At 62.7% G+C, this 23,889-nt stretch carries 31 protein-coding genes; 21 read left to right on the top strand and 10 right to left on the bottom strand.

The features are described from left to right. Window positions 1-132: 132 nt before the first annotated feature. Together NKJ90_RS25540 and NKJ90_RS25535 are read left to right on the top strand one after the other, a co-directional pair. A complete protein-coding gene (locus NKJ90_RS25540) occupies window positions 133-555 on the top strand; it encodes a VOC family protein (protein WP_031260733.1) in 423 nt (140 codons plus the stop codon). 97 nt (window positions 556-652) lie between these two features. Further along, window positions 653-1,006, top strand: a complete 354-nt coding sequence (locus NKJ90_RS25535; RefSeq protein WP_023761232.1) for a DUF1428 domain-containing protein — start codon at window positions 653-655, stop codon at window positions 1,004-1,006. 270 nt (window positions 1,007-1,276) lie between these two features. Here NKJ90_RS25535 and NKJ90_RS25530 read toward each other — a convergent pair whose 3' ends face one another. Next, window positions 1,277-2,929: a tetratricopeptide repeat-containing sulfotransferase family protein gene (locus NKJ90_RS25530; RefSeq protein WP_023761231.1), complete on the bottom strand. Its 1,653-nt coding sequence runs from the start codon at window positions 2,927-2,929 to the stop codon at window positions 1,277-1,279. Window positions 2,930-3,098: 169 nt separating this feature from the next. Next, the gene (locus NKJ90_RS25525) at window positions 3,099-3,323 is read right to left on the bottom strand and encodes a hypothetical protein (RefSeq protein WP_352487115.1); all 225 of its coding nucleotides are present in this window, start codon (window positions 3,321-3,323) and stop codon (window positions 3,099-3,101) included. Window positions 3,324-3,649: 326 nt separating this feature from the next. Between NKJ90_RS25525 and NKJ90_RS25520 the strand changes: the two genes are divergently transcribed. The 5 genes from NKJ90_RS25520 (at window position 3,650) to NKJ90_RS25500 (ending at window position 5,057) form a co-directional block, all read left to right on the top strand. Next, window positions 3,650-3,856, top strand: coding sequence for a cold-shock protein (locus tag NKJ90_RS25520; RefSeq protein ID WP_031260730.1), 207 nt, complete (start codon window positions 3,650-3,652; stop codon window positions 3,854-3,856). A gap of 144 nt (window positions 3,857-4,000) precedes the next feature. Further along, complete coding sequence (locus tag NKJ90_RS25515) at window positions 4,001-4,270, top strand: hypothetical protein (protein ID WP_023761228.1); 270 nt, start codon at window positions 4,001-4,003, stop codon at window positions 4,268-4,270. After that, window positions 4,267-4,551 (top strand): hypothetical protein, encoded by a 285-nt coding sequence (locus tag NKJ90_RS25510; RefSeq protein WP_023761227.1) that lies wholly within the window; start codon window positions 4,267-4,269, stop codon window positions 4,549-4,551. Before NKJ90_RS25515 ends, NKJ90_RS25510 begins: the two co-directional genes overlap by 4 nt. Before the next feature lie 41 nt (window positions 4,552-4,592). Further along, a complete protein-coding gene (locus NKJ90_RS25505; protein WP_023761226.1) occupies window positions 4,593-4,730 on the top strand; it encodes a hypothetical protein in 138 nt (45 codons plus the stop codon). 102 nt (window positions 4,731-4,832) lie between these two features. Beyond that, window positions 4,833-5,057, top strand: coding sequence for a hypothetical protein (locus NKJ90_RS25500; protein WP_023761225.1), 225 nt, complete (start codon window positions 4,833-4,835; stop codon window positions 5,055-5,057). A gap of 187 nt (window positions 5,058-5,244) precedes the next feature. Here NKJ90_RS25500 and NKJ90_RS25495 read toward each other — a convergent pair whose 3' ends face one another. After that, window positions 5,245-5,649: a Kazal-type serine protease inhibitor family protein gene (locus NKJ90_RS25495; RefSeq protein ID WP_023761224.1), complete on the bottom strand. Its 405-nt coding sequence runs from the start codon at window positions 5,647-5,649 to the stop codon at window positions 5,245-5,247. Between the two features lie 502 nt (window positions 5,650-6,151). Here NKJ90_RS25495 and NKJ90_RS25490 point away from each other — a divergent pair. The 3 genes from NKJ90_RS25490 (at window position 6,152) to NKJ90_RS25480 (ending at window position 7,510) form a co-directional block, all read left to right on the top strand. After that, window positions 6,152-6,364, top strand: coding sequence for a cold-shock protein (locus NKJ90_RS25490; RefSeq protein ID WP_006202520.1), 213 nt, complete (start codon window positions 6,152-6,154; stop codon window positions 6,362-6,364). 317 nt (window positions 6,365-6,681) lie between these two features. Beyond that, window positions 6,682-6,894, top strand: a complete 213-nt coding sequence (locus NKJ90_RS25485) for a cold-shock protein (protein WP_008877668.1) — start codon at window positions 6,682-6,684, stop codon at window positions 6,892-6,894. A 184-nt stretch (window positions 6,895-7,078) separates the two neighbouring features. Then, complete coding sequence (locus NKJ90_RS25480; protein ID WP_023761222.1) at window positions 7,079-7,510, top strand: BA14K family protein; 432 nt, start codon at window positions 7,079-7,081, stop codon at window positions 7,508-7,510. A 91-nt stretch (window positions 7,511-7,601) separates the two neighbouring features. Here the strand turns inward: NKJ90_RS25480 and NKJ90_RS25475 are convergent, their stop codons facing one another. From NKJ90_RS25475 to NKJ90_RS25465, 3 genes are all read right to left on the bottom strand, one after another. Then, window positions 7,602-8,240 carry an MBL fold metallo-hydrolase gene (locus NKJ90_RS25475; protein ID WP_023761221.1) on the bottom strand — a complete coding sequence of 213 codons (639 nt, stop codon included), beginning with the start codon at window positions 8,238-8,240 and terminating at the stop codon, window positions 7,602-7,604. Between the two features lie 139 nt (window positions 8,241-8,379). Further along, the gene (locus NKJ90_RS25470) at window positions 8,380-8,697 is read right to left on the bottom strand and encodes a hypothetical protein (RefSeq protein WP_023761220.1); all 318 of its coding nucleotides are present in this window, start codon (window positions 8,695-8,697) and stop codon (window positions 8,380-8,382) included. Window positions 8,698-8,842: 145 nt separating this feature from the next. Beyond that, a complete protein-coding gene (locus tag NKJ90_RS25465) occupies window positions 8,843-9,736 on the bottom strand; it encodes a branched-chain amino acid aminotransferase (protein WP_023761219.1) in 894 nt (297 codons plus the stop codon). Between the two features lie 245 nt (window positions 9,737-9,981). On the opposite strand from NKJ90_RS25465, the gene NKJ90_RS25460 reads away from it, so the two are divergent. From NKJ90_RS25460 to NKJ90_RS25445, 4 genes are all read left to right on the top strand, one after another. Then, the gene (locus NKJ90_RS25460; RefSeq protein WP_031260729.1) at window positions 9,982-10,515 is read left to right on the top strand and encodes a MarR family winged helix-turn-helix transcriptional regulator; all 534 of its coding nucleotides are present in this window, start codon (window positions 9,982-9,984) and stop codon (window positions 10,513-10,515) included. Beyond that, on the top strand, window positions 10,502-11,221 hold the full coding sequence (locus NKJ90_RS25455; protein WP_023761217.1) for a response regulator: 720 nt from the start codon (window positions 10,502-10,504) through the stop codon (window positions 11,219-11,221). Before NKJ90_RS25460 ends, NKJ90_RS25455 begins: the two co-directional genes overlap by 14 nt. 49 nt (window positions 11,222-11,270) lie before the next feature. Next, entirely contained in the window at window positions 11,271-12,686 is a 1,416-nt protein-coding gene (locus NKJ90_RS25450; protein ID WP_023761216.1) for an ATP-binding protein, read from the top strand. Window positions 12,687-12,892: 206 nt separating this feature from the next. Continuing rightward, window positions 12,893-13,915, top strand: coding sequence for a glycosyltransferase family 4 protein (locus tag NKJ90_RS25445; protein ID WP_031260728.1), 1,023 nt, complete (start codon window positions 12,893-12,895; stop codon window positions 13,913-13,915). Window positions 13,916-13,968: 53 nt separating this feature from the next. Here NKJ90_RS25445 and NKJ90_RS25440 read toward each other — a convergent pair whose 3' ends face one another. The 3 genes from NKJ90_RS25440 to NKJ90_RS25430 all read right to left on the bottom strand — a co-directional run bounded on the left by NKJ90_RS25440 (window position 13,969) and on the right by NKJ90_RS25430 (window position 15,493). Next, entirely contained in the window at window positions 13,969-14,328 is a 360-nt protein-coding gene (locus tag NKJ90_RS25440) for a tRNA-binding protein (RefSeq protein ID WP_023761213.1), read from the bottom strand. Between the two features lie 17 nt (window positions 14,329-14,345). Beyond that, window positions 14,346-14,846 carry a type III secretion system chaperone family protein gene (locus tag NKJ90_RS25435; protein WP_013893499.1) on the bottom strand — a complete coding sequence of 167 codons (501 nt, stop codon included), beginning with the start codon at window positions 14,844-14,846 and terminating at the stop codon, window positions 14,346-14,348. A gap of 344 nt (window positions 14,847-15,190) precedes the next feature. Next, window positions 15,191-15,493: an accessory factor UbiK family protein gene (locus NKJ90_RS25430; protein WP_023761211.1), complete on the bottom strand. Its 303-nt coding sequence runs from the start codon at window positions 15,491-15,493 to the stop codon at window positions 15,191-15,193. Between the two features lie 169 nt (window positions 15,494-15,662). On the opposite strand from NKJ90_RS25430, the gene lgt reads away from it, so the two are divergent. The 6 genes from lgt to NKJ90_RS25400 all read left to right on the top strand — a co-directional run bounded on the left by lgt (window position 15,663) and on the right by NKJ90_RS25400 (window position 21,458). Then, window positions 15,663-16,517, top strand: coding sequence for a prolipoprotein diacylglyceryl transferase (lgt, locus tag NKJ90_RS25425; protein ID WP_031260727.1), 855 nt, complete (start codon window positions 15,663-15,665; stop codon window positions 16,515-16,517). Then, complete coding sequence (locus NKJ90_RS25420; RefSeq protein ID WP_023761209.1) at window positions 16,514-17,614, top strand: class I SAM-dependent methyltransferase; 1,101 nt, start codon at window positions 16,514-16,516, stop codon at window positions 17,612-17,614. Before lgt ends, NKJ90_RS25420 begins: the two co-directional genes overlap by 4 nt. 128 nt (window positions 17,615-17,742) lie before the next feature. Then, a complete protein-coding gene (gene pgeF / locus NKJ90_RS25415; protein WP_023761208.1) occupies window positions 17,743-18,537 on the top strand; it encodes a peptidoglycan editing factor PgeF in 795 nt (264 codons plus the stop codon). Further along, window positions 18,537-19,688, top strand: a complete 1,152-nt coding sequence (locus NKJ90_RS25410; RefSeq protein ID WP_023761207.1) for a M24 family metallopeptidase — start codon at window positions 18,537-18,539, stop codon at window positions 19,686-19,688. The genes pgeF and NKJ90_RS25410 overlap by 1 nt, the downstream gene beginning before the upstream one ends. Before the next feature lie 43 nt (window positions 19,689-19,731). Further along, complete coding sequence (locus NKJ90_RS25405) at window positions 19,732-20,367, top strand: hypothetical protein (RefSeq protein WP_031260726.1); 636 nt, start codon at window positions 19,732-19,734, stop codon at window positions 20,365-20,367. 155 nt (window positions 20,368-20,522) lie between these two features. Further along, entirely contained in the window at window positions 20,523-21,458 is a 936-nt protein-coding gene (locus NKJ90_RS25400) for a ribose-phosphate pyrophosphokinase (protein WP_013530002.1), read from the top strand. 50 nt (window positions 21,459-21,508) lie between these two features. Here NKJ90_RS25400 and NKJ90_RS25395 read toward each other — a convergent pair whose 3' ends face one another. Then, on the bottom strand, window positions 21,509-22,357 hold the full coding sequence (locus NKJ90_RS25395; protein WP_023761205.1) for an AraC family transcriptional regulator: 849 nt from the start codon (window positions 22,355-22,357) through the stop codon (window positions 21,509-21,511). Window positions 22,358-22,510: 153 nt separating this feature from the next. On the opposite strand from NKJ90_RS25395, the gene NKJ90_RS25390 reads away from it, so the two are divergent. Beyond that, window positions 22,511-23,752 (top strand): MFS transporter, encoded by a 1,242-nt coding sequence (locus NKJ90_RS25390; protein WP_352487113.1) that lies wholly within the window; start codon window positions 22,511-22,513, stop codon window positions 23,750-23,752. Window positions 23,753-23,889 lie beyond the last annotated feature (137 nt).

Genomic DNA, 23,889 nt, shown 5'->3' with positions numbered 1-23,889 from the left:
TGCATCGACATGCGCATTCGAAAGCTTGGCCTATCCAGGGCCGGTCCGCCGAAAAAATTTGGCGGCCATGTAGCATTGCCGCCGCCTCATCCGTCCTATGGCTCGCAAGGCCAAACGCAAAAGGAGCAAGACATGACTGATCAGACCCCCGTTCAGCCCGCCGCTAAAGTGCTCGGCGGATTGACCCCTTATCTGCAACTTGACGGCGCCTTCAAGGCCGCTGAATTCTATAAGAAGGCCTTTGGCGCCGAGCAGGTGTTTGCTTATCCGCCGGACGAAAAAGGCCGCACGATGCACATCCATCTATACGTCAACGGTTCGACGTTGATGCTGGGCGATGCCTATCCTGAACACGGCCATCCGCACAAGGATGCGCAGGGCTACACGCTGCAGCTGCACCTCCAGGACGACACCATTGAAACCTGGTGGCAACGCGCGATCGATGCAGGCTGCGAGGAAGTGGTGCCGCTGCAGGTCATGTTCTGGGGCGACCGTTGGGGTCAGGTTAGGGACCCGTTCGGCGTGGCCTGGGCGATGAACGCACCGGTCAAGTAAGATTTAGCGAGCAGCAACGCCCTACCCCACGGGGTGATGCGCTCATCTGCGCCGGGCTGCCGGCCCGGCGCCCGATTCCAGCAACAGGAGACCAACAATGTCCTATGTCGATGGCTTCGTGCTTGCCGTGCCAAAGGCAAGACTCGACGACTACAAGAAGCTGGCCAACACCGCCGGCGTTGTCTGGAAGGAGCATGGCGCGCTCGCCTATGTCGAATGCGTCGGCGACGACGTGCCCTACGGCGAGGTCACGTCCTTCCCGCGTGCCGTGCAGGCGAAGGACGACGAGATCGTCGTCTTCTCCTGGGTCGTCTATGGATCGCGTAGGAGCCGCGACGAAATCATGGCCAAGGTGATGGCCGATCCGCGCATGAAGCCGGACTGGTCGACCATGCCGTTCGACGGCAATCGTATGATCTTCGGCGGCTTCGAAACGTTCATGGAGCTTTAAGTAAGTAGCTGGCGCCTGTCTGACTGATCGTAGGTGTTGGAGACTGGCCCGAGTGCCCATCGCTTCGTTATCCTATGGCGGAGCAAGGAGCGAGGCGACGCGGCGCAGACCATAGGATCCATGCGGTGACGTTAAAACGTTGAAAACGGTGAACAATTCTGCCCCGTTTGCATCCTTCGATCGAGGTCACGGAATGGATCCTCGGGTCTCTGCGACGCCGCTTCGCGGCTGCTCCGCCCGTGGGGCTTCGGATAAACTGTAGCCAGGCCGCTAATCCAGTTTATCCAGCAGCGGCTTCAGCCTGTCGCCATAGCGTTTCCACAGATCGACCGAGCCCTGGTACATCGGCTGGCGCACCTGTGCGGCGGAAGCCGTGCGCACCGGCCGGTCGGTCTTGTGGAAGGATAGCGCCGCATCGTCCCAAGGCAGGCCGAGATGGGCGATCAGCGCCCGCGTCTGGCCTTCCTGGTCGGCGACGAAATCCTCGTAGCGCACATCATGCACGACGCCTGGCAGCACCGTGTGCCAATGCGCCATGATGTCGGTGTACAGATTGTGGAAATCGGCCAGTTCGCCGAGATCGTAGCCATAGCGGTGACTGTCGCTGCGGAAATGCACCTTGTAGATCGACAGGCAGGTGGCCGCCGCATCGCGCGCGCAATGGACGATTTTGGCCTTCGGCAGCATCAGATGCAGGAACCCGATCAGCAGGAAATTGCCCGGCATCTTGTCGGTGACATGCTTGAAGCCGGGATAGCGGGCGTGCAGCATGTCGAGATAGGCCTCGCCGGCCTCGGCGAAAGCCTTGTCGGGCATGTCGGCAATCCCTGCCGGGAAGCCGCCCTTCATGGTCAGGGGAAACTGCTTGCCGACCGCCGTCTTCAGGATGCTGAGCTCGCCGGCACCGTGGACATGGGGATGGCTGGCGATGATCTGCTCGACCAGCGTCGTGCCCGAGCGCGGCATGCCGACGACGAAGATCGGCGTGTCGTCCTCGATCGTGCTCGGCTTGTGCTTCTCGAAGAAGCCGGCGGTGAAGGTTGCCTTCATCGCCTCGAATTCGGCTCGCGTCTTGGCCGCATCGTAGTCGATGCCCTTGCGGCGGATCGCATTGCCTTCGGCGAAATAGTCGAAGGCTCGGCCATAATCCTTCAGATCGTCATTGGCCTTGCCGAGACCGAAGGACAACTGCATGCGCGCCAGGCTGTCCTGCGGCGCCTTGGCATGCTGAGCTTCCATACTGGTCAATTCGCTATCACGTTCTTTCTGGCGCTTGACCTGCGTCAACATCAGCCAGGCTCTCGCCATGCCGGGGTCGACCGCCAGCGCCTGCCGGAACAGCTCGGCTGCTTCATCGAGCTTGCCCTTTTCCATCAGCCCGACGCCGAGCCCATGCAGCAGGTCGCCATCCTTGGGCCGGATCGCCAGCGCTTCGCGGAAGACGGCAAGCGCCTCGTCCAGGCGTCCCGCTTCCTGCAGCGTTTCGGCAAGACCGATGCGCGCGCGGACATGGAAGGGGTTGCGCCCGACCGTGCCGCGATAGATCTCTTCGGCGCCCTCGAACTGGCCGAGCTGCTTCAGTGATGAACCGAGATTGTCGCGCGCCGCCAGTTGATCGGGCCGCAGCGCCACCGCCTTGCGGAAGCAGTCGACGGCAGCGGCGACCCGGCCGAGGTCGCGCAGCACCGTGCCTAGATTGTTTTGAAAATCCGGATTGCCGGGCTGCAAGCGCACCGACTGTTCGATCAGGTCCAGCCCTTCGGCGCTGCGCCCGGTCTGGTGCAGCAGCAGCCCCAGGAAATGCGCCGCGGCGGCGTGATTGGCCTTCTGCGCCAGCACCTGCCGGTAGATCGCTTCGGCCTCTTGCCGACGCCCGGCCTGATGCAGCTGCAGCGCCTGCTGGACACGCTGGTCGAGCCCCAACGGCGGCTGTCCTCCAGCGCCAGATCTGGCTCCCGCGCCCGCCGCTCGTCTCTGATCTCTGTTGATGGGAACCTGCCGTGTTTTGTACGCCTGTGGCGATCTAGGCCATCGGCGCGGCAGGTTCAAGGCTTCGCTTGGTGTCTCGCTCGTTGCAACGGCGTGGAAGGGATCAAATTAGCCGGTTGGTCTCGGCGACCTGCCTGGCACGCCGAACTGTTCCATCGGTGTCGGCGATCCTTCGCCTCGCAGCCTCGTCGCTCCTGATGGTCAGTCGTGCCGACTTGACGATCATCGGCTTGCCGGCCGGGTCAGCGGCGATGGTGTGCATGACGGCTGGCTTGATGATCGGGTTGATCGCTACGGTCATGCCTCTCGGGGTTCTGACGGAAATCATGGTTTTCATCCTTCCAGAAATAAATAAAATGCAAGTTCCTGGACAATCGGCCCAGCGTGACTTTAAGCAATTTTTGAAAGTCGCCGACCCATATCAGACTTTTTCAAATAGTTACAGCGATCTATTTTTTTGCCATCGTCAGTGTTTTTCATAAATCTTCTTGAATAACGGGCCCTATCGGCCTATGTTACGATATCGCTTTGGGCCAGAATTGGCATCTCGCGGCGTCGGAGGTTCTCGACCCGCCATTCTTATTCCAATCATCGATATCGGGCGCGCGGTCCGTTTTGCTCCGCGGCCATGTCTCATTCTTTCGAAAGATCCATATGAACACCGGAACCGTAAAGTTCTACAATGGCCAGAAGGGCTTTGGCTTCATTCAGCCGACCGAAGGCGGGAAGGACGTTTTCGTCCATGTCAGCGCGCTGGAGCGCGCCGGCTTCCCCGGCCTCGCCGAAGGCCAGAAGCTGCGGTTCGAGTTGGAGCGCGACACCAAGGGCCGCGAGTCGGCCGCCAATTTGCAATTGATCTGATCCGGCCGAATTCGATGAACGCTGACCACGGATGTACTGGCAGCTCTCGAAAGCGGCTTATTTCCAGCGACTGCCGGAAATAGGAAAGCGGGGTTCGTCCCCGCTTTTTTGCTTTCAGGACCGCTGCTTTGCATAGGTAAGACAATGCCGGACCGCACCACCCACTCCATCGCGCATTTCGCGACGCCCTTCGTGCTCGGCGGGCTGGAAGGGATACTGCCGGCCGGCGACTACGACATCGATCACGACGAAGAGTTGATCGAGGGCATGTCACGACTTGCCTGGCGCCGCGTCGCCACTTTCATCCATCTGCCGGCAAGGGCAGTGAAAAACCCGCCCACCCGCCAGCTTGTCGCCATCGATTACCTCGAACTCGAAACAGCGCTGAAGCGCGACAGGGAGAATGCAGCATGATCCGTTTCCAGCAGAATGCGCGCCCGCGCACCGACACGCCCGCGCACCAGTTTGCGATCGGTCAGACAGTGCGCATGAAGAGCCGTATCGGCCTCGTCCAGAAGACCGCCGAACTGTTCCAGATCAAGAGCAGGCTGCCGGTCAAGGACGGCTCGCCGCAATACCGCATCCGCAGCGAGCAGGAGACCCATGAGCGGGTCACCACCGAAGACAATCTCGAACCGGCCGACAACCCGGTCGTTGCCAACGACCCGGTTGCTGCTAACAACCCGATTGTCTGAGACCCCAGCAAAGCCAAGTCAGCACGCAACAGGAGCACGATATGTCCAAGGGTCAACAGCGAAGCAACCGCGAAACGCGCAAGCCGAAGAAGAACAAGGTCGTGGCCAAGCCCGCCTCCCCGTTCGGCTCGTCGGTCAAGCAGGCCGAGAGCAGCCTGAAGCCGAAGTCGAAGGGCTGACAAACCGGAGGGCGCGCCTCGTGCGCCCTCTCTGTCGCCCTATGTGAGGCGACGGACTGACATAGCAGGCCTGCGCAACATCTGCCCACTACGGAGGCGCGCTTGAACTTAGTCATCGAGTTCTACCGGTCGCGCGACGCCGACGAAGCCACGCTCGACAAGGTGTCGCTGGAAGCGCCGAACCTGCGCGCCGCCCTGCAGGGTGCCGCCGCGCTGTTCCACACGCTGGCCATGCCGCAAATCCCCGATCGCCTGCGCATTTCCGACGACAATGGCAGCGAGCTTTACGCCGGCCCGGCTGATGGAGCCTATCCGACGGGAATTTGACCGAACGCCTCGGTTTTTCATTCTCCCCTTGGGGGGCCCGAAGGGCCGGCGAGGCTCCCGCCCCGCCCAAGCGGTGAATTGGCGCGCGGCACCGAAACGGTTGAGGCCGGCCCAACTCATAGGACCGAGCTTCGCTCGGCCACTTTCTCCAACAAAAAGGTGAGAAGGCAAGGCACGCCTTGCCTTCTCAGCACGGCCCGTCGTCAACGACGCGATAGTCCGCAGCCCGAGCCTCGCAAGCGTTGGGGAAGGTACGCATCTCGCCGTGCCGGCGAGCGCACACCGGCGCATATTCGCGGGTGCAGAACGTCTGTTCTTCGCCGGCGCCGCCGTCGCCTCCGTCGCGACACGGACCGTCGCGGACGATGCGATAGCCGGCCCGGTCGGCAAGGCAGGCGTTGGCGAAGGTCTGGCGGTCGCCGCCGCGGCGGGCGCAGACCGGCTCGTACTGCCGGCTGCAATATTGCGGTTCGGGACGTGGCGGACGCGGCCCCGGTCCGTCATCGACGACGACGGTGCAAGCGGCAAGAATTGTCGACAGCAACAGGATGGCAAAACCCTGTCGCGAAAAGATTGCCGCCAGAAATGGCATGTTGATCTCCCACGATCGCGTCCCCGGTTGCCGATCCTCGCCATTACCTTGCCAAATGCAACCCCTGTTTGCAGTCCCCTCAGACGGAAACGGCGTCTCGACCATGGCCGGCGTCGGCTTGCCCAGCCACCTCGACAACTGGCCTATTCGTGCCCCGGCTCTGGCCGATGACCCAACCGGCAAGCCAGCCTATGCCGAGCCGATCGATGTTCAGGTCAGTCGATCCATGCGTCGGGATGCGCCAATGCGGCGGCCCGCGGCGCTATCTTGCAACCATCACGTTTCCGTGCGATAAATTCCGTGTTCGGGCATTTGCGACCCGGAGAGCGGAACGTTTTGGACGACCTTTCCCCGATACTGTGAATCTCTGACGGCCCCGTTTTCGGCGGGGGGTTTGACCATGCGCCAATGCATGACTGCCGAAGCAACCACCGGGAACTGCCCTTTGCGCCAGGCGGCGGGCAGGACCACCAAAGACTGAACGGGTGAAGGAGTTTCCCCAATGGCCCAGACCGGCACCGTTAAATTCTTCAACGCGACCAAAGGCTTCGGTTTCATCACGCCCGACGGCGGCGCCAAGGATGTGTTCGTCCATATTTCCGCGATCGAGGCCTCGGGCCTGCGCACGCTCGTCGACGGCCAGAAGGTCACCTTCGACGTCGAGCCGGACCGCATGGGCAAGGGACCCAAGGCCGTCAACCTCCGCGCTGCCTGAGCCATTCGGGCGTCTCTCGGACGCGCGACGGAAGCTCCAACGCCTGAACCTGGCTTGGAGAGGGATCTGGATTTTTGAAAGGCGCGGCGATCTTCGTCGCGCCTTTTTCGTGCCGAAGGTGCAGACCAATGCTTGTCGCCCAAAAATGGCTGGTTCGGGGGACCGATATGCATGAAAGCAAGGACCTGAGGCGCGCCGCGACGCCCTTTGGCCGCCTGCAAAACTTTCTCTTGCCGATGACGCTAAAATAAAGGACAAATTTCCATTCGGGCATTTGCCGGCCCGAGACTGGAATTTATGGGACAAAGGAGCTTCCCATGCCGCAGACCGGCACCGTGAAATTCTTCAACCATGCCAAAGGCTTCGGCTTCATCACGCCCGACGATGGCGCGAAGGATGTTTTCGTCCATATTTCAGCCGTGCAGGCGTCAGGTCTTCCCGGTCTCGAGGATGGGCAGAAAGTGACATTCGACACCGAGCCGGACAAGCGTGGCAAGGGTCCGAAGGCCGTCAACCTGTCGGTCGGCTGAGCCGCCTCAGACCGTCGACGGCAAGCAGTTTCGCCCCGTTGAGAGCGTGTGACCATTTACGCCTTTTTTGAATTAACACATCGAAATCCGTTCAGCCCCTGTTCAGCCACGGTCGCATATTAGTCTTTGGTAAAGCCGGACCGCATCCCCCGAAACTGCACGGGCCGGTACGAAGGAGACCAAGATGAACCGAGTTTTCAAGATCGCCGCCCTGTCCGCAGCCGTGGTCGCCACCACGCTCGTGACCTTGCCCGCGGCTAATGCAGGTGACTGGCGCCACCATCATGGCCATCACGGCAACGGCGATGCCATTGCCGCCGGCGTCCTCGGCCTCGCGGCGGGCGCCCTGATCGGTGGCGCGTTGGCCAACGACCAGCCCCCGCCCTACGCTGACCGCTACTACGACGACAGTTACTACGATCGTGACGTAGTGGTGCGCCCGGCCCCGGTCCGCCGCTACTATGCGGAGCCGAGGGTCGTTTACAATGAAGGCTACGCCGAGCCGTGGACCCGCGGTTGGTACGAGTATTGCTCGGACCGCTACCGCACGTTCAACGCCCGCACCGGCACGTTCACCGGCAGTGACGGCGAACAGCATTTCTGCACGGCAAATTAAACTATAGGGCTTCCCTGCCCCCAAACAAAAAGCGCCGGCCGCGAGGTTGGCGCTTTTTGCTTTTCAGGATCGCGCTCAATATCGCTCCACCTTAAACCAGAAAGGGATTGGTGCGCCGCTCCTCGCCGAAGCGTCCGCCAGGACCGTGGCCGCAGATGAAGCCGATGTCGTCGCCGAGAGGCAGCAGCTTGTCCTTGATCGACGCGATGAGCGCCGCGTGGTCGCCGCCCGGCAGGTCGGTGCGGCCGACAGAACCGCGAAACAGCACGTCGCCGACATGGGCGAATTTGGCCGCGCGGTTGTAGTAAACGACATGGCCAGGCGCGTGGCCGGGGCAGTGCAACACCTCGAAAACATGGCCGCCGAACGAGACGGTCTCGCCTTCGGCCAGGAACCGGTCGGGCACGCAGTTGCGCGCACCGGCAATGCCGTAGCGCCTGCCCTGGTTTTCCAGATTGTCGAGCAGCGGCTTGTCGGCCTCATGCGGTCCGACGATCTCGATGCCGAGCGCTTCCTTCAACTCCATGGCGCCGCCGGCATGGTCGATATGGCCGTGCGTTATCCAGATCGCACCGGCTGATATCGCATGGTCCTTCAGCGCCGCCAGCACCTTGTCGATGTCACCGCCTGGATCGACGACGACACCGTGCTTGTCGTCCATGTCGAACAGGATGGTGCAATTCTGCTGGAACGGTGTGACCGGCACGATGCCGGCATTGAGCTGACCCATGATCGTCCTTTCGCTATGCCAGCCGTGATTTAGAGACGCTGGTGAAGGGCGTCCACCCCTCGAAAGACGAACAGTTAGTAGCTCCAAAGCGGAAATGGGCGAACGAAGCCGCCCATTTGAAAGACCGAATGGCCGCTGCTTACTTCTTCATCGCGCCCATGACCGCGCCGAGAATGCCGGTCAGGATCGCGCCGCCGCCGGCGCCGCCGATGATATTCTGCAGGTTCAGCGCGCTGCCGAGACCGCTCGTTGCTGCTGCCGCAGCCGCCGTATCAACCGCGCCGCCGCCAAGCAGGCTGCCGAGGATCGCCGCGCCGCCGACGCCGCCAATGGCTCCACCCAGGATTTTGGGAAGCTGACCCATCGCCGCCGTCTTGAGCGCCGCACCGACTGCCTGACCACCGATGATGCCTGTAATCACCTGCACAATGATCGGAAGAAGCGTGTTCATGTCCATATGATTAGTCCCTCCATAACTGCCAGCCTCCCGGGCCGACAGCATCATGAGACGCCGAATTGGACGAAAGTCAAATGCAAGAATGCTTAAATAGAAGGGGCGGCGCTAAAACTGCCCCTGCTTGCTAAAAAAGCTGTGACTATCGTTATTCTGCAGCGATCGCGTGCTTGGGTTGAACGGCGGCAGAATAGTCATCCATAAGGTTCTTGGCGATTTCACCAACCTCGAATCGGTAAGGTCCGATCTCCGACACCGGCGTTACTTCCGCTGCGGTGCCGGTCAGGAAGCACTGCTGGAAGCCTTCCAGCTCTTCCGGCAGGATTGCGCGCTCGATCACCTCCAGACCGCGATCCTTGGCCAACCCAATGACCGTGCGGCGGGTGATGCCGTCAAGGAAGCAGTCGGGCATGGGCGTGTGGATCTTGCCGTCCTCGACGAAGAAGATGTTGGCGCCGGTCGCTTCAGCGACCTGGCCGCGCCAGTCGAGCATCATGGCGTCGGCATAGCCCTTGGCCTCGGCGGCGTGCTTGGACATGGTGCAGATCATGTAGAGGCCGGCGGCCTTCGATTTGGACGGTGCGGTGCGCGGGTCGGGCCGGCGCCATTCCGCCACGTCGAGGCGGATGCCTTTCAGCTTCTGCGCCGGATCGAAATAGCTCGGCCACTGCCAGATGGCGATTGCGCAGTTGATGCGGTTGTTCTGCGCCGAAACGCCCATCTGCTCGCTGCCGCGCCAGGCGATCGGCCGGACATAGGCGTCCTGGAAACCCTGCTTCTTCAAAAGCGTGGTGGAGGCGTCGTTGAGCTCGGCCACCGAATAGGGAATCTTGAAGCCGAGCATGCGCGCCGATTCATGCAGGCGCTCGGTGTGTTCGTTGAGCTTGAATATCTCACCGCCATAGGCGCGCTCGCCCTCGAAGACGGCGCTGGCGTAATGCAGACCATGGGTCAGCACATGGATTTTGGCGTCACCCCATTGGACGAATTCGCCGTTCATCCAGATGAAGCCTTCCAGTTGATCGAAGGGAACGGATGCCATGGTAACCTCCCGCGGGCGGCAGCCCGCATAGCGTTGTGTCGTTGTGTGTTCTTGTCGCCTATGGAAGGCGGCTTTTTCAGGAGCGTAGGCGGATAATTGCGCTCTGGCAAACTAAGGAAGTTCCGGAAAAGCCGGCTTGGCTTGCCTTTTCGTTCGCAATTCGCCCAAAAGCTTGTCAAAAATTACCATTGCAGGGAAATTACGTCAATAGTACTGACATAATCTCTCTTTCCCACGGAGAAATGATGACGGATCGTAGCCACGCAGCCGGGAAACCGATCAGAACCGCGATGTCAGACGAGGACGGCATCGACTTCGCCATCATCGAATTGCTCTTCTTTGCCTATCGTGACTTCACCTCCGATCCGGATCAGATCCTGGCCGACTACGGCTTCGGCCGTGCCCACCACCGGGTGCTGCATTTCGTCAACCGCAGGCCGGGCCTGACGGTCGCCGAACTGCTCGACGTGCTGAAGATCACCAAGCAGAGCCTGGCTCGCGTGCTCAAGCAATTGATCGACACCGACCATGTCGTGCAGTTGCAAGGTCCACGCGACCGCCGCCAGCGCGAGCTTTATCCGACGGCCAGGGGCCGTGCGCTGGCGCTGGCGCTGGCGCGGCCACAGTCGCGCCGCATCCATGCTGCATTGGAAGATTCCGGAATAACCGAACGGACCTTGGTGGAACGGTTCCTCGAAGCGATGGTCGATCCGGAACTGAGGGCGCAGATCGACCTGGGGTCCGCAAAAATGTCAGGGAAAAACCATGGAGAGCACTGAACGGGTAGATCACGCGGCCGCACCGGACGACGACGCACCGCACCTGCTTGTGGTCGACGACGACACCCGCATCCGAAATCTTCTCAAGCAATATCTGACTGAAAACGGCTTTCGCGTTACCGTCGCCGGCAATGCCGGCGAAGCCAGGCGCAAACTTGCCGGCCTCGACTTCGACCTTCTGGTGCTAGACGTCATGATGCCCGGCGAGACAGGCGTCGACCTGACCAAGTCGCTGCGCGCCGAAAAGAACGTACCGATCCTGATGCTGACGGCGCTGTCGGAGACCGATAGCCGCATCAGCGGGTTGGAGGCCGGCGCCGACGACTATCTGCCAAAACCTTTCGATCCGCGCGAGCTGATCCTGCGCATCAACAATATCCTGCGCCGCGGCGGCCCGACGAGCACGCCGAAGGTCGAGCAGCTGGTCTTCGGCCCCTACACCTTCCAGATCGCCAGGCGCGAATTGAAGCGTGGCGGCGAGGCGCTGAAGCTGACCGATCGCGAGCAGGAGATCCTGGCGATCTTTGCCGCGCGGGCAGGTGAGACCATACCCCGCCACGAGCTTGTCGGCGACGATTCGGAAGTCGGCGAGCGCACCATCGACGTCCAGATCAACCGGCTGCGTCGCAAGATCGAGCGCGATCCATCCAATCCGGTCTGGCTGCAGACCGTGCGCGGTATTGGGTATCGGCTCAGCGTGGAATAGAATGCCGCCTGCGGCCGGCTGAACGGCTGCGGGTGAGCGAAAAGAGCGAATGGCAACCACGGAACTGGAACAGCCGGGCAATGGCGGCTTGAGCGCACGCGCCACGCGGACGCTGAAGGCTGTGCCGCGCGCCTGGAACCGCTTCTGGCGCCTCGTGTCGCTCTATATGCCAAAGCGGCTTTACGCCCGCTCGCTGATTATCGTCATCGCGCCGATGATCCTGCTGCAATCGGTCGTTGCCTTCGTCTTCATGGAGCGCCATTGGGCAACCGTGACGCAGCGCCTGTCGCAGGCCACCGTACGCGACATCGCCGCCATCATCGACCTGATCGAGACCTATCCGCACGACGCCGACTACACCAACATCATCCGCATCGCCCAGGATCGCATGCAGTTGAAGGTCGACCTGCTGCCGCCCGACCCCTTGCCGCCGCCTGGACCCAAACCTTTCTTCTCTATCCTCGACGATGTTCTCTCGTCCGAAATCACCCGCCAGATCAACCGCCCGTTCTGGATCGACACGGTCGGCAATTCCAACATCGTCGAGGTGCGCGTCCAGCTCGAGAACAAGGTGCTGCGCGTCTTCGTGCGCCGCAGCCAGGCCTACGCCTCGAACACCCACATCTTCCTGATCTGGATGGTCGGCACCTCGCTCGTGCTCCTGATGATCGCCATCCCCTTCCTGCGCAACCAGATCCGGCCGATCCTGATGCTTGCCGAAGCTGCCGAAAGCTTCGGCAAGGGCCGGCCGATGCCGCGCGACTTCCGGCCGCGCGGCGCCGAGGAGGTTCGCCGCGCCGGCTTTGCCTTCATGCAGATGCGCGAGCGCATCGAACGCCAGATCGAGCAACGCACCGCCATGCTGACCGGCGTCAGCCATGATCTGCGAACCATCCTCACCCGTTTCAAGTTGCAGCTTGCGCTGGCCGGCGGCAAGGCCGAGACCAAGGCGGCGCTCGACCAGGACATCGACGACATGCAGTCGATGCTGGAAGGCTATCTCGCCTTTGCCCGTGGCGAAGCTTCGGAAGACGCCGGGCGGTTCGATCTCGAAGCCTATTTCGAGAAGCTCGGCGAGGAAGCCAGGCTGCGCAAGCGCAAGCTGTCGACGACGCTTGCCGGCGACCGCGATGTGCATGTGCGGCCGAACGCCTTCGCCCGACTGATGTCCAATGTCATCGGCAACGCCTTCCGCTATGCCAAGACGGTGGAGGTCAACGCCACCCATGGCCGCGGCTCGCTGCTGGTCACCATCGACGATGACGGCCCAGGCATTCCGGCCGACAGGCGCGAAGAGGTGTTCAAGCCCTTCGTGCGGCTCGACGAGGCGCGCAACCTCGACGCCAGCGGCACTGGGCTCGGCCTGTCGATTGCCCGCGACATTGCTCGCAGCCATGGCGGCGATATCACCCTGGACGACAGCCCGCTCGGCGGCCTGCGCGCCGTCATCAAGGTTCCAGCATAGTCGGCGGAACACGGGCTTCATCCGCCCGTCATGAAACCATGATCAAGGACGCCCATGAAGCGCGCGACCTCAGTCGATTCGGCCCTGCCGCCTCACTTCGACCCCGTGCCCGCCCGGGTGCGCTGGAGCGAAGCGAGGGCGGCCGGCTGGTCGCCGTTCAAGCATCGTCTCAAAGCAACCGTCGACCTTTCCTGCAAAGGGCCGCCATGCGCATATTGATGGTCACCGACGCCTGGCGCCCGCAGGTCAATGGCGTCGTCCACACGCTGGAGCAGCTCACCGAGACGCTGAAATCCTTCGATGTCGCGGTGGATTTCCTGACGCCCAACATCTTTCGCACGCTACCCTTGCCGACCTACCCCGACATAAGGCTGGCACTGACCACCCCCGGCCATGTCGCGCGCCTGATCGACGCCGGCAAGGCCGACCACATCCACATCGTCACCGAGGGTCCGTTGGGCATCATGGCGCGGCGCTATTGCCGCAATGCCGGCCGGCCGTTCACCACCAGCTATCACACGCGCTTTCCCGAATATCTCAGCGCCCGCCTGCCGGTGCCGGAGAGCTGGACCTATCGTTGGCTGCGCGATTTCCACAATTCCGGGCAGGGCACGCTCGTCGCCACCCAGTCGCTCGCCGACGACCTCTCGGCGCGCGGCTTCAACAAGCTGCGGCCGTGGACGCGCGGCGTCGACACCGACCATTTCCGGCCGGACAAGAAGAAGGACCTCGGCTTCCCCGGGCCGGTCTTCCTCTGCGTCGGCCGCGTCGCCATCGAAAAGAACCTGGGTGCGTTCCTCAAACTCGATCTGCCCGGCAGCAAGGTGGTCGTCGGCGAGGGTCCGGAGCTTGCCAGGCTGAAGGCGAAATTCCCACAAGCGCATTTCCTGGGCCACCGCCCCAATGACGAACTGGCCGAGATCTATGCCTCGGCCGATGTCTTCGTCTTCCCAAGCCGCACCGACACGTTCGGCAACGTCATCATCGAGGCACTGGCCAGCGGCACCCCGGTCGCCGCCTACCCGGTGACCGGGCCGATCGATATCGTCGGCGACGGTTTTGGCGGCGCGGTGTCGAACGATCTGCGCGAGGCAGCGCTTGCCGCCCTCAGCGTAGATCGTGCGGAAGCACGCGAACGCGCCATGCGCTACAGCTGGAAAGCCTGTGCCGAAATGTTTCTCGACACGGTCGAAGAGGCGCTCGGCGCGATGCGGAAGCTGGCGGCCTGACGGAGGCGCAACCGCAATGAATGCTCGGAACCGGCGCGAAGGAACGCAACGGTCTAAAACAATCTGCCGCCATCCGGCACCTTGCGCTCGATGGCGCCGAGCACCACCGCGCCCTCCTCGTCGGGAAAGCCGAGCGTCAGCACTTCCGACATGAACGGCCCGATCTGGCGCGGCGGGAAATTGACCACCGCGAACACCTGCCGGCCGACCAATGTCTCCGGCGTATAGTATTTGGTGATCTGCGCCGACGACTTCTTGACGCCAATGCCGGGGCCGAAATCGATCTTCAGCTTGAATGCCGGCTTGCGCGCCTCGGGGAACGGTTCGACCTCGACGATGGTGCCGGCGCGGATGTCGACACGATCGAAATCGGCAAAACTGATCTCGGGCTTAAGCGCGCTGCTCGAACTCATCTTCCGTTTCTGCTGGTTCAGGCGTTGCCGTAGGTCTCGAACAGCACGCCAGCCAGCGCGTCCTTGGCCGAGGTTCCCGACCAGACGACGAACTGGAACGCCTGGAAATAGCACTCGCAGGCTTCCAGCGCGGACGACAGCAAGACCTCGACCTGCTGGCTCGACGGCTCGACCCCGCCGGCCAACAGCAGCGACTGGCGGAACATGATCGCGCCCTCCTGCTCCCAGAGGTCGAAATGGCCAAACAGCATCTGTTCGTTGATGAGCGACAAGAGCCGCATCACTTCCAGCGCGCGGGTCTCCGGCACCTTGATGTCGAAGGCGCAGGCCAGGTGCAGCGCCTCGAAATCCTCCATCCATGAGAAGGAAACGTGATAGTCGGTCCAGCTTCCGGCAACCGAAATCGAAATTTCGTCGTCGCCGGCCCGCTCAAAGGACCAGTCGTTGTTGTGGGCCACCTGCTCGATAACATCCACCGGATGGATTTCGCGGGAGAATTCGAGTTCGAGAAGTTCCATGGAATGCTTCCTGTCGTTCTGTACGAGCGCCGCCACACGCTCAGCGGGAGGGCACACACAACGAACAATCTTGTCTAGAACTCGGACGGCCAGGACTTTCTTCGCGCAAAGACCACTTCTCGACACAAAGACCCCGGACCGGACCCCACCGCCCGGCCACATGACCCTGCTCCGAATCATGCAACAAATTCAGTCTATTGATCGGGAGTCGCGTGAACAGCCCAATTTTTCGCACTGCGTCATTCGCATGTGGAAAGCCGCTGTCACAAAGATTCATGCAATGCCGTTAAGCGATTCACGGCAAAGCGCTTTTCAGGATCGGGCTATGTGGAAAAGTTTAACGATTATTTTTTTGCGCGGGGCTTGGCCGCCGCCGCCGGTGAGGCGTCACCGGCCAGTTCGGCAAGCTTGGTCTCGAGCGCCTCGATGCGGGCGGAAAGCCGGGTGTTTTCTTCCCGGGCCTTGGCGGCCATCTCGCGCACGGCTTCGAACTCTTCGCGCTGCACCACGTCCATTGTGTTGAGAATGCGCTCGGCCTGGCCCTTGAAGGCGGTCTCCACCTCACGGCGCACGCCCTGGGCGGCGCCGGCGGCATCGGTCATCAGCTTGGCGAATTCATCGAGAATGCGGTTCGGTCCGGTAGACATGGCAAATCCTCGCGCTTGCACAAATTGACGTAGTGGCGCTGCGCGTCGAATGCAAGCATGTTGCGCTGCGTTGCGGCATCAAGTCGAGAGCGCCCACCTTGCCTTGACCGTGCCAAAAGCCTGCCGCATGGTCCGCGCGAAAACGCGTTTTGCAACCGAGAGTTCCCCGTTGAACGAATATTTCCTGCAGCCGCTGGCCTCCCTGCCCTTCCCCAACATCAACCCGATCCTCATCCAGATCGGGCCGCTGGCGGTGCATTGGTACGGCGTCGGTTACATCGTCGGCATCCTGTTTGCCTGGTGGTATGCCAAGCGGCTTGCCGCCAGTGCCAAGCTGTGGCCGAACGGCGTCCTGCCGATGAAGCCGGTGGACCTCGACGATTTCATCGTCTGGGCGGCCATCGGCGTCGTGCTGGGCGGCCGCACGGGCTATGTGCTGTTCTATGATCTGCCGCGCTACATTGCGCACCCGCTCGATATCTTCGCGGTCTGGCAAGGCGGCATGTCGTTCCATGGCGGCCTGCTTGGCGTTATCCTCGCCATGACGCTGTTTTCGATCAAGCGCGGCATCCGCACATGGTCGCTGTTCGATGTCGTGGCGGCCGGCGTGCCGGTTGGCCTTGGCCTGGTGCGCGTCGCCAACTTCATCAATTCCGAGCTGTGGGGCCGGCCGACGGAGGTGCCCTGGGCGTTCGAATTCCCCAATGGCGGGCCGTTTGCCCGTCACCCCAGCCAACTCTACGAGGCGCTGCTCGAGGGTGTGGTGCTGTTCCTCGCGCTGCGCATCCTCACCCATTGGCGCCTCAAGCTGAAGACGCCGCGCTTCGTCGGCGGCGCCTTCATCTGCGGCTACGGCCTGTCGCGCATCTTCGTCGAGTTCTTCCGCGAGCCCGACCAGCAGCTCGGCTATCTCCTCGGCACCAACTGGCTGACCATGGGCATGATCCTGTCGACTCCGATGGTGCTGGCCGGCATCTGGGCGATGCTGACCGCCAAGCCGGTGGCACAGCCGCAGCCGATATGACCCGGCTGAAGACCCGCATCGTCGACCTGATCGAGGCATTGGGGCCACTTCCCATCAACGAATACATGGCGCTGTGCCTCTTCGACCCGCAGGACGGTTATTACATGACGCGCGAGCCCTTCGGTGCGGCCGGCGACTTCATCACCGCGCCCGAGATCAGCCAGATGTTCGGCGAACTGGTCGCTGTGTGGGTGTACCAGGCCTGGCTGGCGAGCGGCCGGCCGCTGCCGGCCACCATCGCCGAGATCGGCCCCGGCCGCGGTACGCTGATGAAGGACATGCTGCGGACGCTGTCGCGGCTAGATCCTGAACTCGCCAACGGCGCCACCTTCCCCATGATCGAGACCAGCCCACGCCTGACAGAAGTCCAGCAACGGACGATTGGCGTCACACCTTTCGCGGTTCGTTGGCACGAAACCATTGAGACGCTGCCGCAGCAGCCGCTGTTCATCGTCGGCAACGAACTGTTCGACGCCGTGCCCGTCCGCCAGTTCGTCCGCGCCGGCGCCGGCTGGCGCGAGCGCATGATTGGTCTGGATGACACCAACGAACTGCGCTTCTTCGCCGGTGCCGGCTCGGTCGACCCGACGCTGCTGCCCGCCGATGCCGATGGCGCACCGCAAGGCGCTATCGTCGAAGTGGCGCCTGCCCGCACGGCACTGATGGCGGCCATCGCAGAGCGCATATCAAGGCATGGCGGTGCCGGCCTGTTCCTCGACTATGGACATCTCCAGCCGGGCGTCGGCGACACGCTGCAGGCATTGCGCGGCCACAATCGCGAAGATGTGCTGGCAAATCCCGGCGAGGCCGACCTCACCACCCATGTCGATTTCGCCGCCCTTGCCGCAGCCGTTCGAGCGCACGGCCTCGACGCCCATCTGTCGACGCAGGGCGATTTCCTGCTCGGCATGGGAATTCTCGAACGCGCCGGCCGCCTCGGCGCCGATGCCGACCAGGCGACACGCGACAACATAACTGAGGCCGTCGAGCGCCTCGCCGCTCCGCAAAACATGGGCGCACTGTTCAAGGTGCTTGCGGTGCTGCCGCGCGGCGTGGCCGTCCCACTCTCTGCAACAACGACCTTCGCGGCGGATTGACTTTTCACCGCCGCCCCTCCCAATCTCCCGTCCGGCGAAAAGAGACGGTCACACCGCCCAGCCCCGCCTCCTTATCGACGAAGCACCTTCTTCTTGACGAAACCGCCCACACGGACAACAACGCCCGCATGCTGAATCAGACCAAACCGGATCCCGTTCGGTCGCCGCTGCTGGACAAGGCGCAGGCACAAGGCATCCGCCACGGCTATTTTACCCGCATTGGCGGTGTCTCCAGCGGCATCTATCACGGCCTCAACATCGGCACCGGATCGAACGACGATCAGGCCCTGGTGGCCGAGAACCGCGCCCGGGTCGCTGCGTGGATGGGCGTGCCGGCACGCCATCTGTTGACCGCCTGGCAGATCCACTCACCTGATGTCGTCATCGCCCGGGAACCCTTTGCCGGCGAGCGCCCCAAGGCAGACGCCATCGTCACCGACCGGCCGGGCGTCGCCATCGGCGCCTCGACCGCAGATTGCGGTCCGGTGCTCTTCGCCGATCCGCAGGCGCGCATCATCGGCGCCGCACACGCCGGATGGAAAGGCGCTTTCACAGGCGTGCTTGAAAACACCGTCATCGCCATGGAAAGCCTCGGTGCCCATCGCCAAAACATCATCGCCGTGCTCGGCCCTTCGATCGGCCCGCAAAATTATGAAGTCGGACCGGAATTCCTTGCCCGCTTCGTTGAGGCCGACGCCGAGAACATCGGCTATTTCGCGCCTTCCGCCAACGCCGGCCATGCGATGTTCGACCTCAACCGCTACACGGTCGACCGGCTGGCCAAGGCCGGTGTAATAGCCGACGGCCTCGGACGCTGCACCTATGCCGAGGAAGATCTGTTCTACTCCTACCGGCGCGCCACGCACCGCAAGGAGCCCGATTACGGCCGGCAGGTTTCGGCAATCGTTTTGGAGAGGGAATAATGGCGCTGCATTTTGAACGATCCGAATTCGACGCGCGGCGCGACCGGCTGATGATCGAGATGGCCGAGAAGAAGCTCGACGCCATCCTCCTGTTCGCGCAAGAGAGCATGTACTGGCTGACCGGCTACGATACGTTCGGTTTCTGCTTCTTCCAGTGCCTGGTGGTGAAGGCCGACGGTTCGATGGTGCTTCTGACCCGCTCGGCCGATCTGCGTCAGGCGCGCCAGACCTCGATCATCGACAACATCGTTCTGTGGACCGACCGCGATGGCGCCAATCCGGCGGTCGACCTGCGCAATCTTCTCAACGAACTCGACCTGCTCGGCGCTCGCATTGGCGTCGAATACGACACTCACGGCCTGACCGCCTTCAACGGCCGCCGGCTCGACGAACAGTTGCAGACCTTCGGCCAGATCGCCGATGCATCCGGCATCGTCGGCCGGCTGCGCCTGTTCAAGAGCCCAGCCGAAATCGCGAAGGCCGAGAAGGCCGCCAATCTCTCAGACGACGCGCTCGACGCGGCCTTGCCGCTGATCAAGCAGGGTGGCGACGAAGCCTTGATCCTGGCCGCCATGCAAGGTGCGATCTTCGCCGGCGGCGGCGACTATCCAGCCAACGAATTCATCATCGGCTCCGGTGTCGACGCCCTGTTGTGCCGCTACAAGGCCGGCCGCCGCAAGCTCACAAAGAACGACCAGCTGACGCTTGAATGGGCTGGCGTCTTCAACCACTACCATGCGCCGATGATGCGCACGGTGCTGACCGGCAAGGTCTCCAAGCGCCATCAGGAGCTCTTCGACGCCGCCCGCGCCGCCCTTCTGGCCGTCGAGAAGGCGATGACGCCGGGCAACAGCTTCGGCGACGTGTTCGACGCCCACGCCCGCACCATGGAGGCGCACGGCCTGACCAAGCACCGGTTGAACGCCTGCGGCTATTCGGTCGGAGCCCGCTTCACGCCATCCTGGATGGACATGCCGATGTTCTACCAAGGCAATCCCGAGCCGATCGCGCCCAACATGACGCTGTTCGCCCACATGATCATCATGGATTCCGACACCGAGACGGCAATGACGCTTGGCCGCACCTACCTGACCACCGAATCCCAGCCGAAGCCGCTGTCCCGCCATGATCTCGACTTGATCGTACAGTGAATCCATAATGGGAGGCGTTCTTCGCCAAGGAGTTAGAAGGCAAATGAGACGATCGCATGTGACGACCGTGTCATTGCTTGTGGCATTGGCTCTTGGCGCCTGCACCAACGCAAAGGACGTGCTCGAACCCTCTGCCATCACCCCGCCGGCAACGTCGACCCAGACACTGCCCGCCACATCAGGCAACACGGCAGCCGCTGTTCCGGCCCCGGGCGGCCCTGCCTCCACCGTGGCGGGCGCTCCTGCAACCACCACCACACCGGTCACATCAGCCCAAAGCGCCGCCGCCCTGGCGAGGACCCGGCTGCAGATCGCGCCGATTGTCGGCGCGTCGGTCGAGGCCGCGACACCACTGACGGCGGAACTGCAGACGCGCGCCCGGCAGCGCGGCATCACGCTCGCCGGCAGCGCCGACCAGACCGCGACGCATGTGCTCAAAGGCTATTTCTCGACGATGTCTGAAGGCACCGATACCACCGTTATCTATGTCTGGGACGTCTATGACCCGGCAGGCAACCGCCTGCACCGCATCAACGGCCAGCAGAAGGCGCCTTCGGTTAGTGGCGGCGCCAGCGGGGCCGGTGACAGCTGGAAGGGGGTCTCGCCAGCCACCATGCAGGCGATCGCCGACCAGACCATCGACCAGTTCGCGGCCTGGCTTGGCGGCAAGGCGGGCTGAAATGATTTCTACCGGCGATGGTGCAAGGCTTTCCTAGGATTATCCGACGGATTCCCGATCTCGGTGCTTGCAATACCGGCGCGGGCCGCTAAAAGCCCGGTTAAAGGGCGCAGGCGAGTCCGTCAGGGCTTTCCATCCTCCACCAGGAACGGTGCATGAAACTCTTCGCGGGCAATTCCAACAGGGTGCTGGCCGAAGCGGTCGCCCGGTACCTCAACGTCCCGCTGGGCAAGGCCACTGTCAGGCGCTTCGCCGACCAGGAAATCTTCGTCGAAATCCAGGAAAATGTGCGCGGCGAGGATGTCTTCATCCTGCAGTCAACCTCGTTCCCGACCAACGATCACCTGATGGAACTGCTCATCATGATCGATGCCTTCATGCGCTCATCGGCCAAGCGCATCACGGCGGTCATCCCCTATTTCGGCTACGCCAGGCAGGATCGCCGCGCCTCCGGCCGCACGCCGATCTCGGCCAAGCTGGTCGCCAACATGATCACCCGCGCCGGCGTCGACCGTGTTCTGACGCTCGACCTGCACGCCGGCCAGATCCAGGGCTTCTTCGACATCCCGACCGACAATCTGTTCTCGGTGCCAGTGATGGCCCGCGACGTGAAGGCCAAATACAAGCAGCTCGGCAACGTCGTGGTGGTGTCGCCCGACATCGGCGGCGTCGTGCGGGCGCGCGCGCTGGCCAAGCGCTTCGACGCGCAACTCGCCATCGTCGACAAGCGCCGCGAGCGACCCGGTGAATCGGAAGTGATGAACATCATCGGCGCGGTTGCCGGCAAGGATTGCCTGCTGATCGACGACATCGTCGATTCTGGCGGCACGCTGTGCAACGCCGCCGATGCGCTGCTGGCCAACGGCGCCACCAGCGTCACCGCCTATATCACCCACGGCGTGCTGTCGGGCGGCGCGGTTGCCCGCATCAGCGGCTCGAAACTGCAGGAACTGGTGATCACCGATTCCATCCAGCCGACCCAAGGCGTGCTCGATGCTCCCAACATCCGCGTCATCTCTATCGCCGACCTGATGGGCGAAGCCATTTCGCGCACGGCGACCGAGGAATCGGTGTCCAGCCTCTTCGACTAAGACCGATACCTGACCTTACGGCGCAGGACTCTCCAGTCGAACCGGGCCAATCAGGCGACGAGCGACTTCGAGCTTTCGCGTGCGCCGCGCATATAGCCGCGCGGCGACGCGCCCAGCATGCGTTTGAACATGGTGATGAAGGCCGGGACGCTGTCATAGCCAAGATCGAGCGCCACCCTGGTGATCGGTTCGCCATCGGCCAGCCGCGGCAGCGCCGCGAACAGGCAGGCTTGCTGGCGCCATGTCGACAGCGACAGGCCGGTCTGGCGCTGGAAGGCGCGGGTGAAGGAGCGGCGGCTCATGCCGGCGGCATCGGCCCACTCGTCGATCGTCGCGTGCGGCGAAGGTGCGGCGACGAAGCGCCGACAGAGTGCCGAGAGCCTGGGATCGGACGGGAACGGCAGACCGAGCGGCCGTTCCGGCAGGGTCGGGATTTCGTGCAGCAGCAGATTCATGATCAGCCCGCCGCGCCCTTCCAACTCGCCGCCCTGTGGCAGCTTTTCCGATTCCACGATCAGGCTGTGCATCAGGTCGGTGACGCCGACGACGCGCAACCCTTCCGGCAGCCCGGGTATCGCCTGCGGCATGACATAGACCGAACGCATCGAAACATCGCCCAGCATCTCGACGGAATGCTCGGTGCCGGCTGGAATCCACATCGCATGGTCGGGCGGCACCATCCAGCGACCGTATCGCGTGGTCACCAGCACGACGCCTACCAGCGCATGCAGCAGCTGGCTACGGCTGTGGCGGTGCAGCGGCACACGATAGCCGTCAGGATATTCGGTCGGCAGCGCCACCGCCGGCCCGGCCACTTGCTCCAACCACTGCCAGCGGCGCTCGTGCAACTGCTCGAGATCGGCACTGCCGGCGTGGAAGACTTCTTTGCCGTGCGGCATCTTGTATGGCCCACTTGCGAAACTATTGGACCAAACCACGAAAGAAGTCACCCTGCAAGCAGCTTATAAGGCAACCCGTTCCTTAGGCGGCCTTCAGCAGCGTCCGCCAGTTTGCCCTGCGGGCGTGCCGCCAAAAAGATCACGGAGTCTACCTTGACCGATACGACAGCCGCCAGCGTCGCCCCACCGACCGCCAGTCACGCTTCAGCCCAGGCGACGGCCTTCACCGTCATCCTGGCGGTGAGCTTCTGCCATTGCATCAACGACATCATGCAGTCGCTGCTATCGGCCATCTATCCCTTGCTGAAAGAGAATTACGGCCTCGATTTCTGGCAAATCGGCCTTCTGACCTTCACCTTCCAGGTGACCGCATCGCTGCTGCAGCCGGTGATCGGCATGATCACCGACAAGCGGCCGATGCCCTATTCGCTGCCCTACGGCATGGCGTCTTCGCTGATCGGTCTGGTCGTGCTCGCCTATGCCGGGCACTATTCGCTGCTCCTGGTCGGCGCCTCGCTGATCGGCATCGGCTCGGCGATCTTCCATCCGGAATCCTCTCGCATCACCCGCTTCGCCTCTGGCGGCCGCTTCGGTCTGGCGCAGTCACTATTCCAGGTCGGCGGCAATTTCGGCCAATCCATGGGGCCGCTGTTGGCTGCCTTCATCGTCGTGCCCTTCGGCCAGACCAGCATCTCCTGGTTCGCAGGCGGCTCGCTGATCGGCATCATCGTTTTGTGGCGGGTCGGCGGCTGGTACAGCCGGCTGCGCGCAGCACAGGGCAATCGCAAGACGGCAAGCTTCGTCTCGCCCTTCCCGCGCCGCAAGGTGATGTGGGCACTGGCGGTGCTGACGCTGCTGGTGCTGACCAAGAACGCCTACATCGCCAGCCTCGCCAGCTACTACACCTTCTATTCGATCCATAAGTTCGGCGTTTCGGTGCAGATGTCGCAAGTCATGCTGTTCCTGTTCCTCGGCGCCTCGGCGCTAGGCATCCTGCTTGGCGGCCCGTTCGGCGACCGCTATGGACAAAAGGCCATGATCTGGTTCTCCATCGTCGGCGTGCTGCCCTTCACGCTCGCCCTGCCCTACGCCAACCTGGAATGGACGATGGTGCTGACGGTGGTGATCGGCCTGATCCTGTCATCGGCCTTCTCCAACATCGTCGTTTTCGCCCAGGAACTGGTGCCGGGACGTGTCGGCATGATCGCCGGCATCTTCTTCGGCTTCGCCTTTGGCATGGGCGGCATCGCGGCTGCCGTGCTCGGCGTGGTCGCCGACATGAAGGGCATCGATTATGTCTTCCAGGTCTGCTCGTACCTGCCGCTGCTTGGGCTGCTGACCGTGTTCCTTCCGAATATGAAGGAAGCCAGGAAGGCGGTCGCTGCAAGCCGGTAAGGCCGGGCGATATAGGCACCCGCCCGATGGCGGATGCCTGCTGGAAAATATCCTAGCTAGTTTCCGTCCATAAACGCGCCTATTTTGCAGCTTTTGCAAGCACTTAACCTCGTCCAGTGAAGCCGTTGAACGGCATG

The organism is Mesorhizobium sp. M0051, assembly GCF_040323235.1.
In the GTDB taxonomy this organism is placed as follows: domain Bacteria; phylum Pseudomonadota; class Alphaproteobacteria; order Rhizobiales; family Rhizobiaceae; genus Mesorhizobium.
Note: the sequence above shows the minus strand (reverse complement) of the source record. Positions and strands in the feature narration are given on the sequence as shown.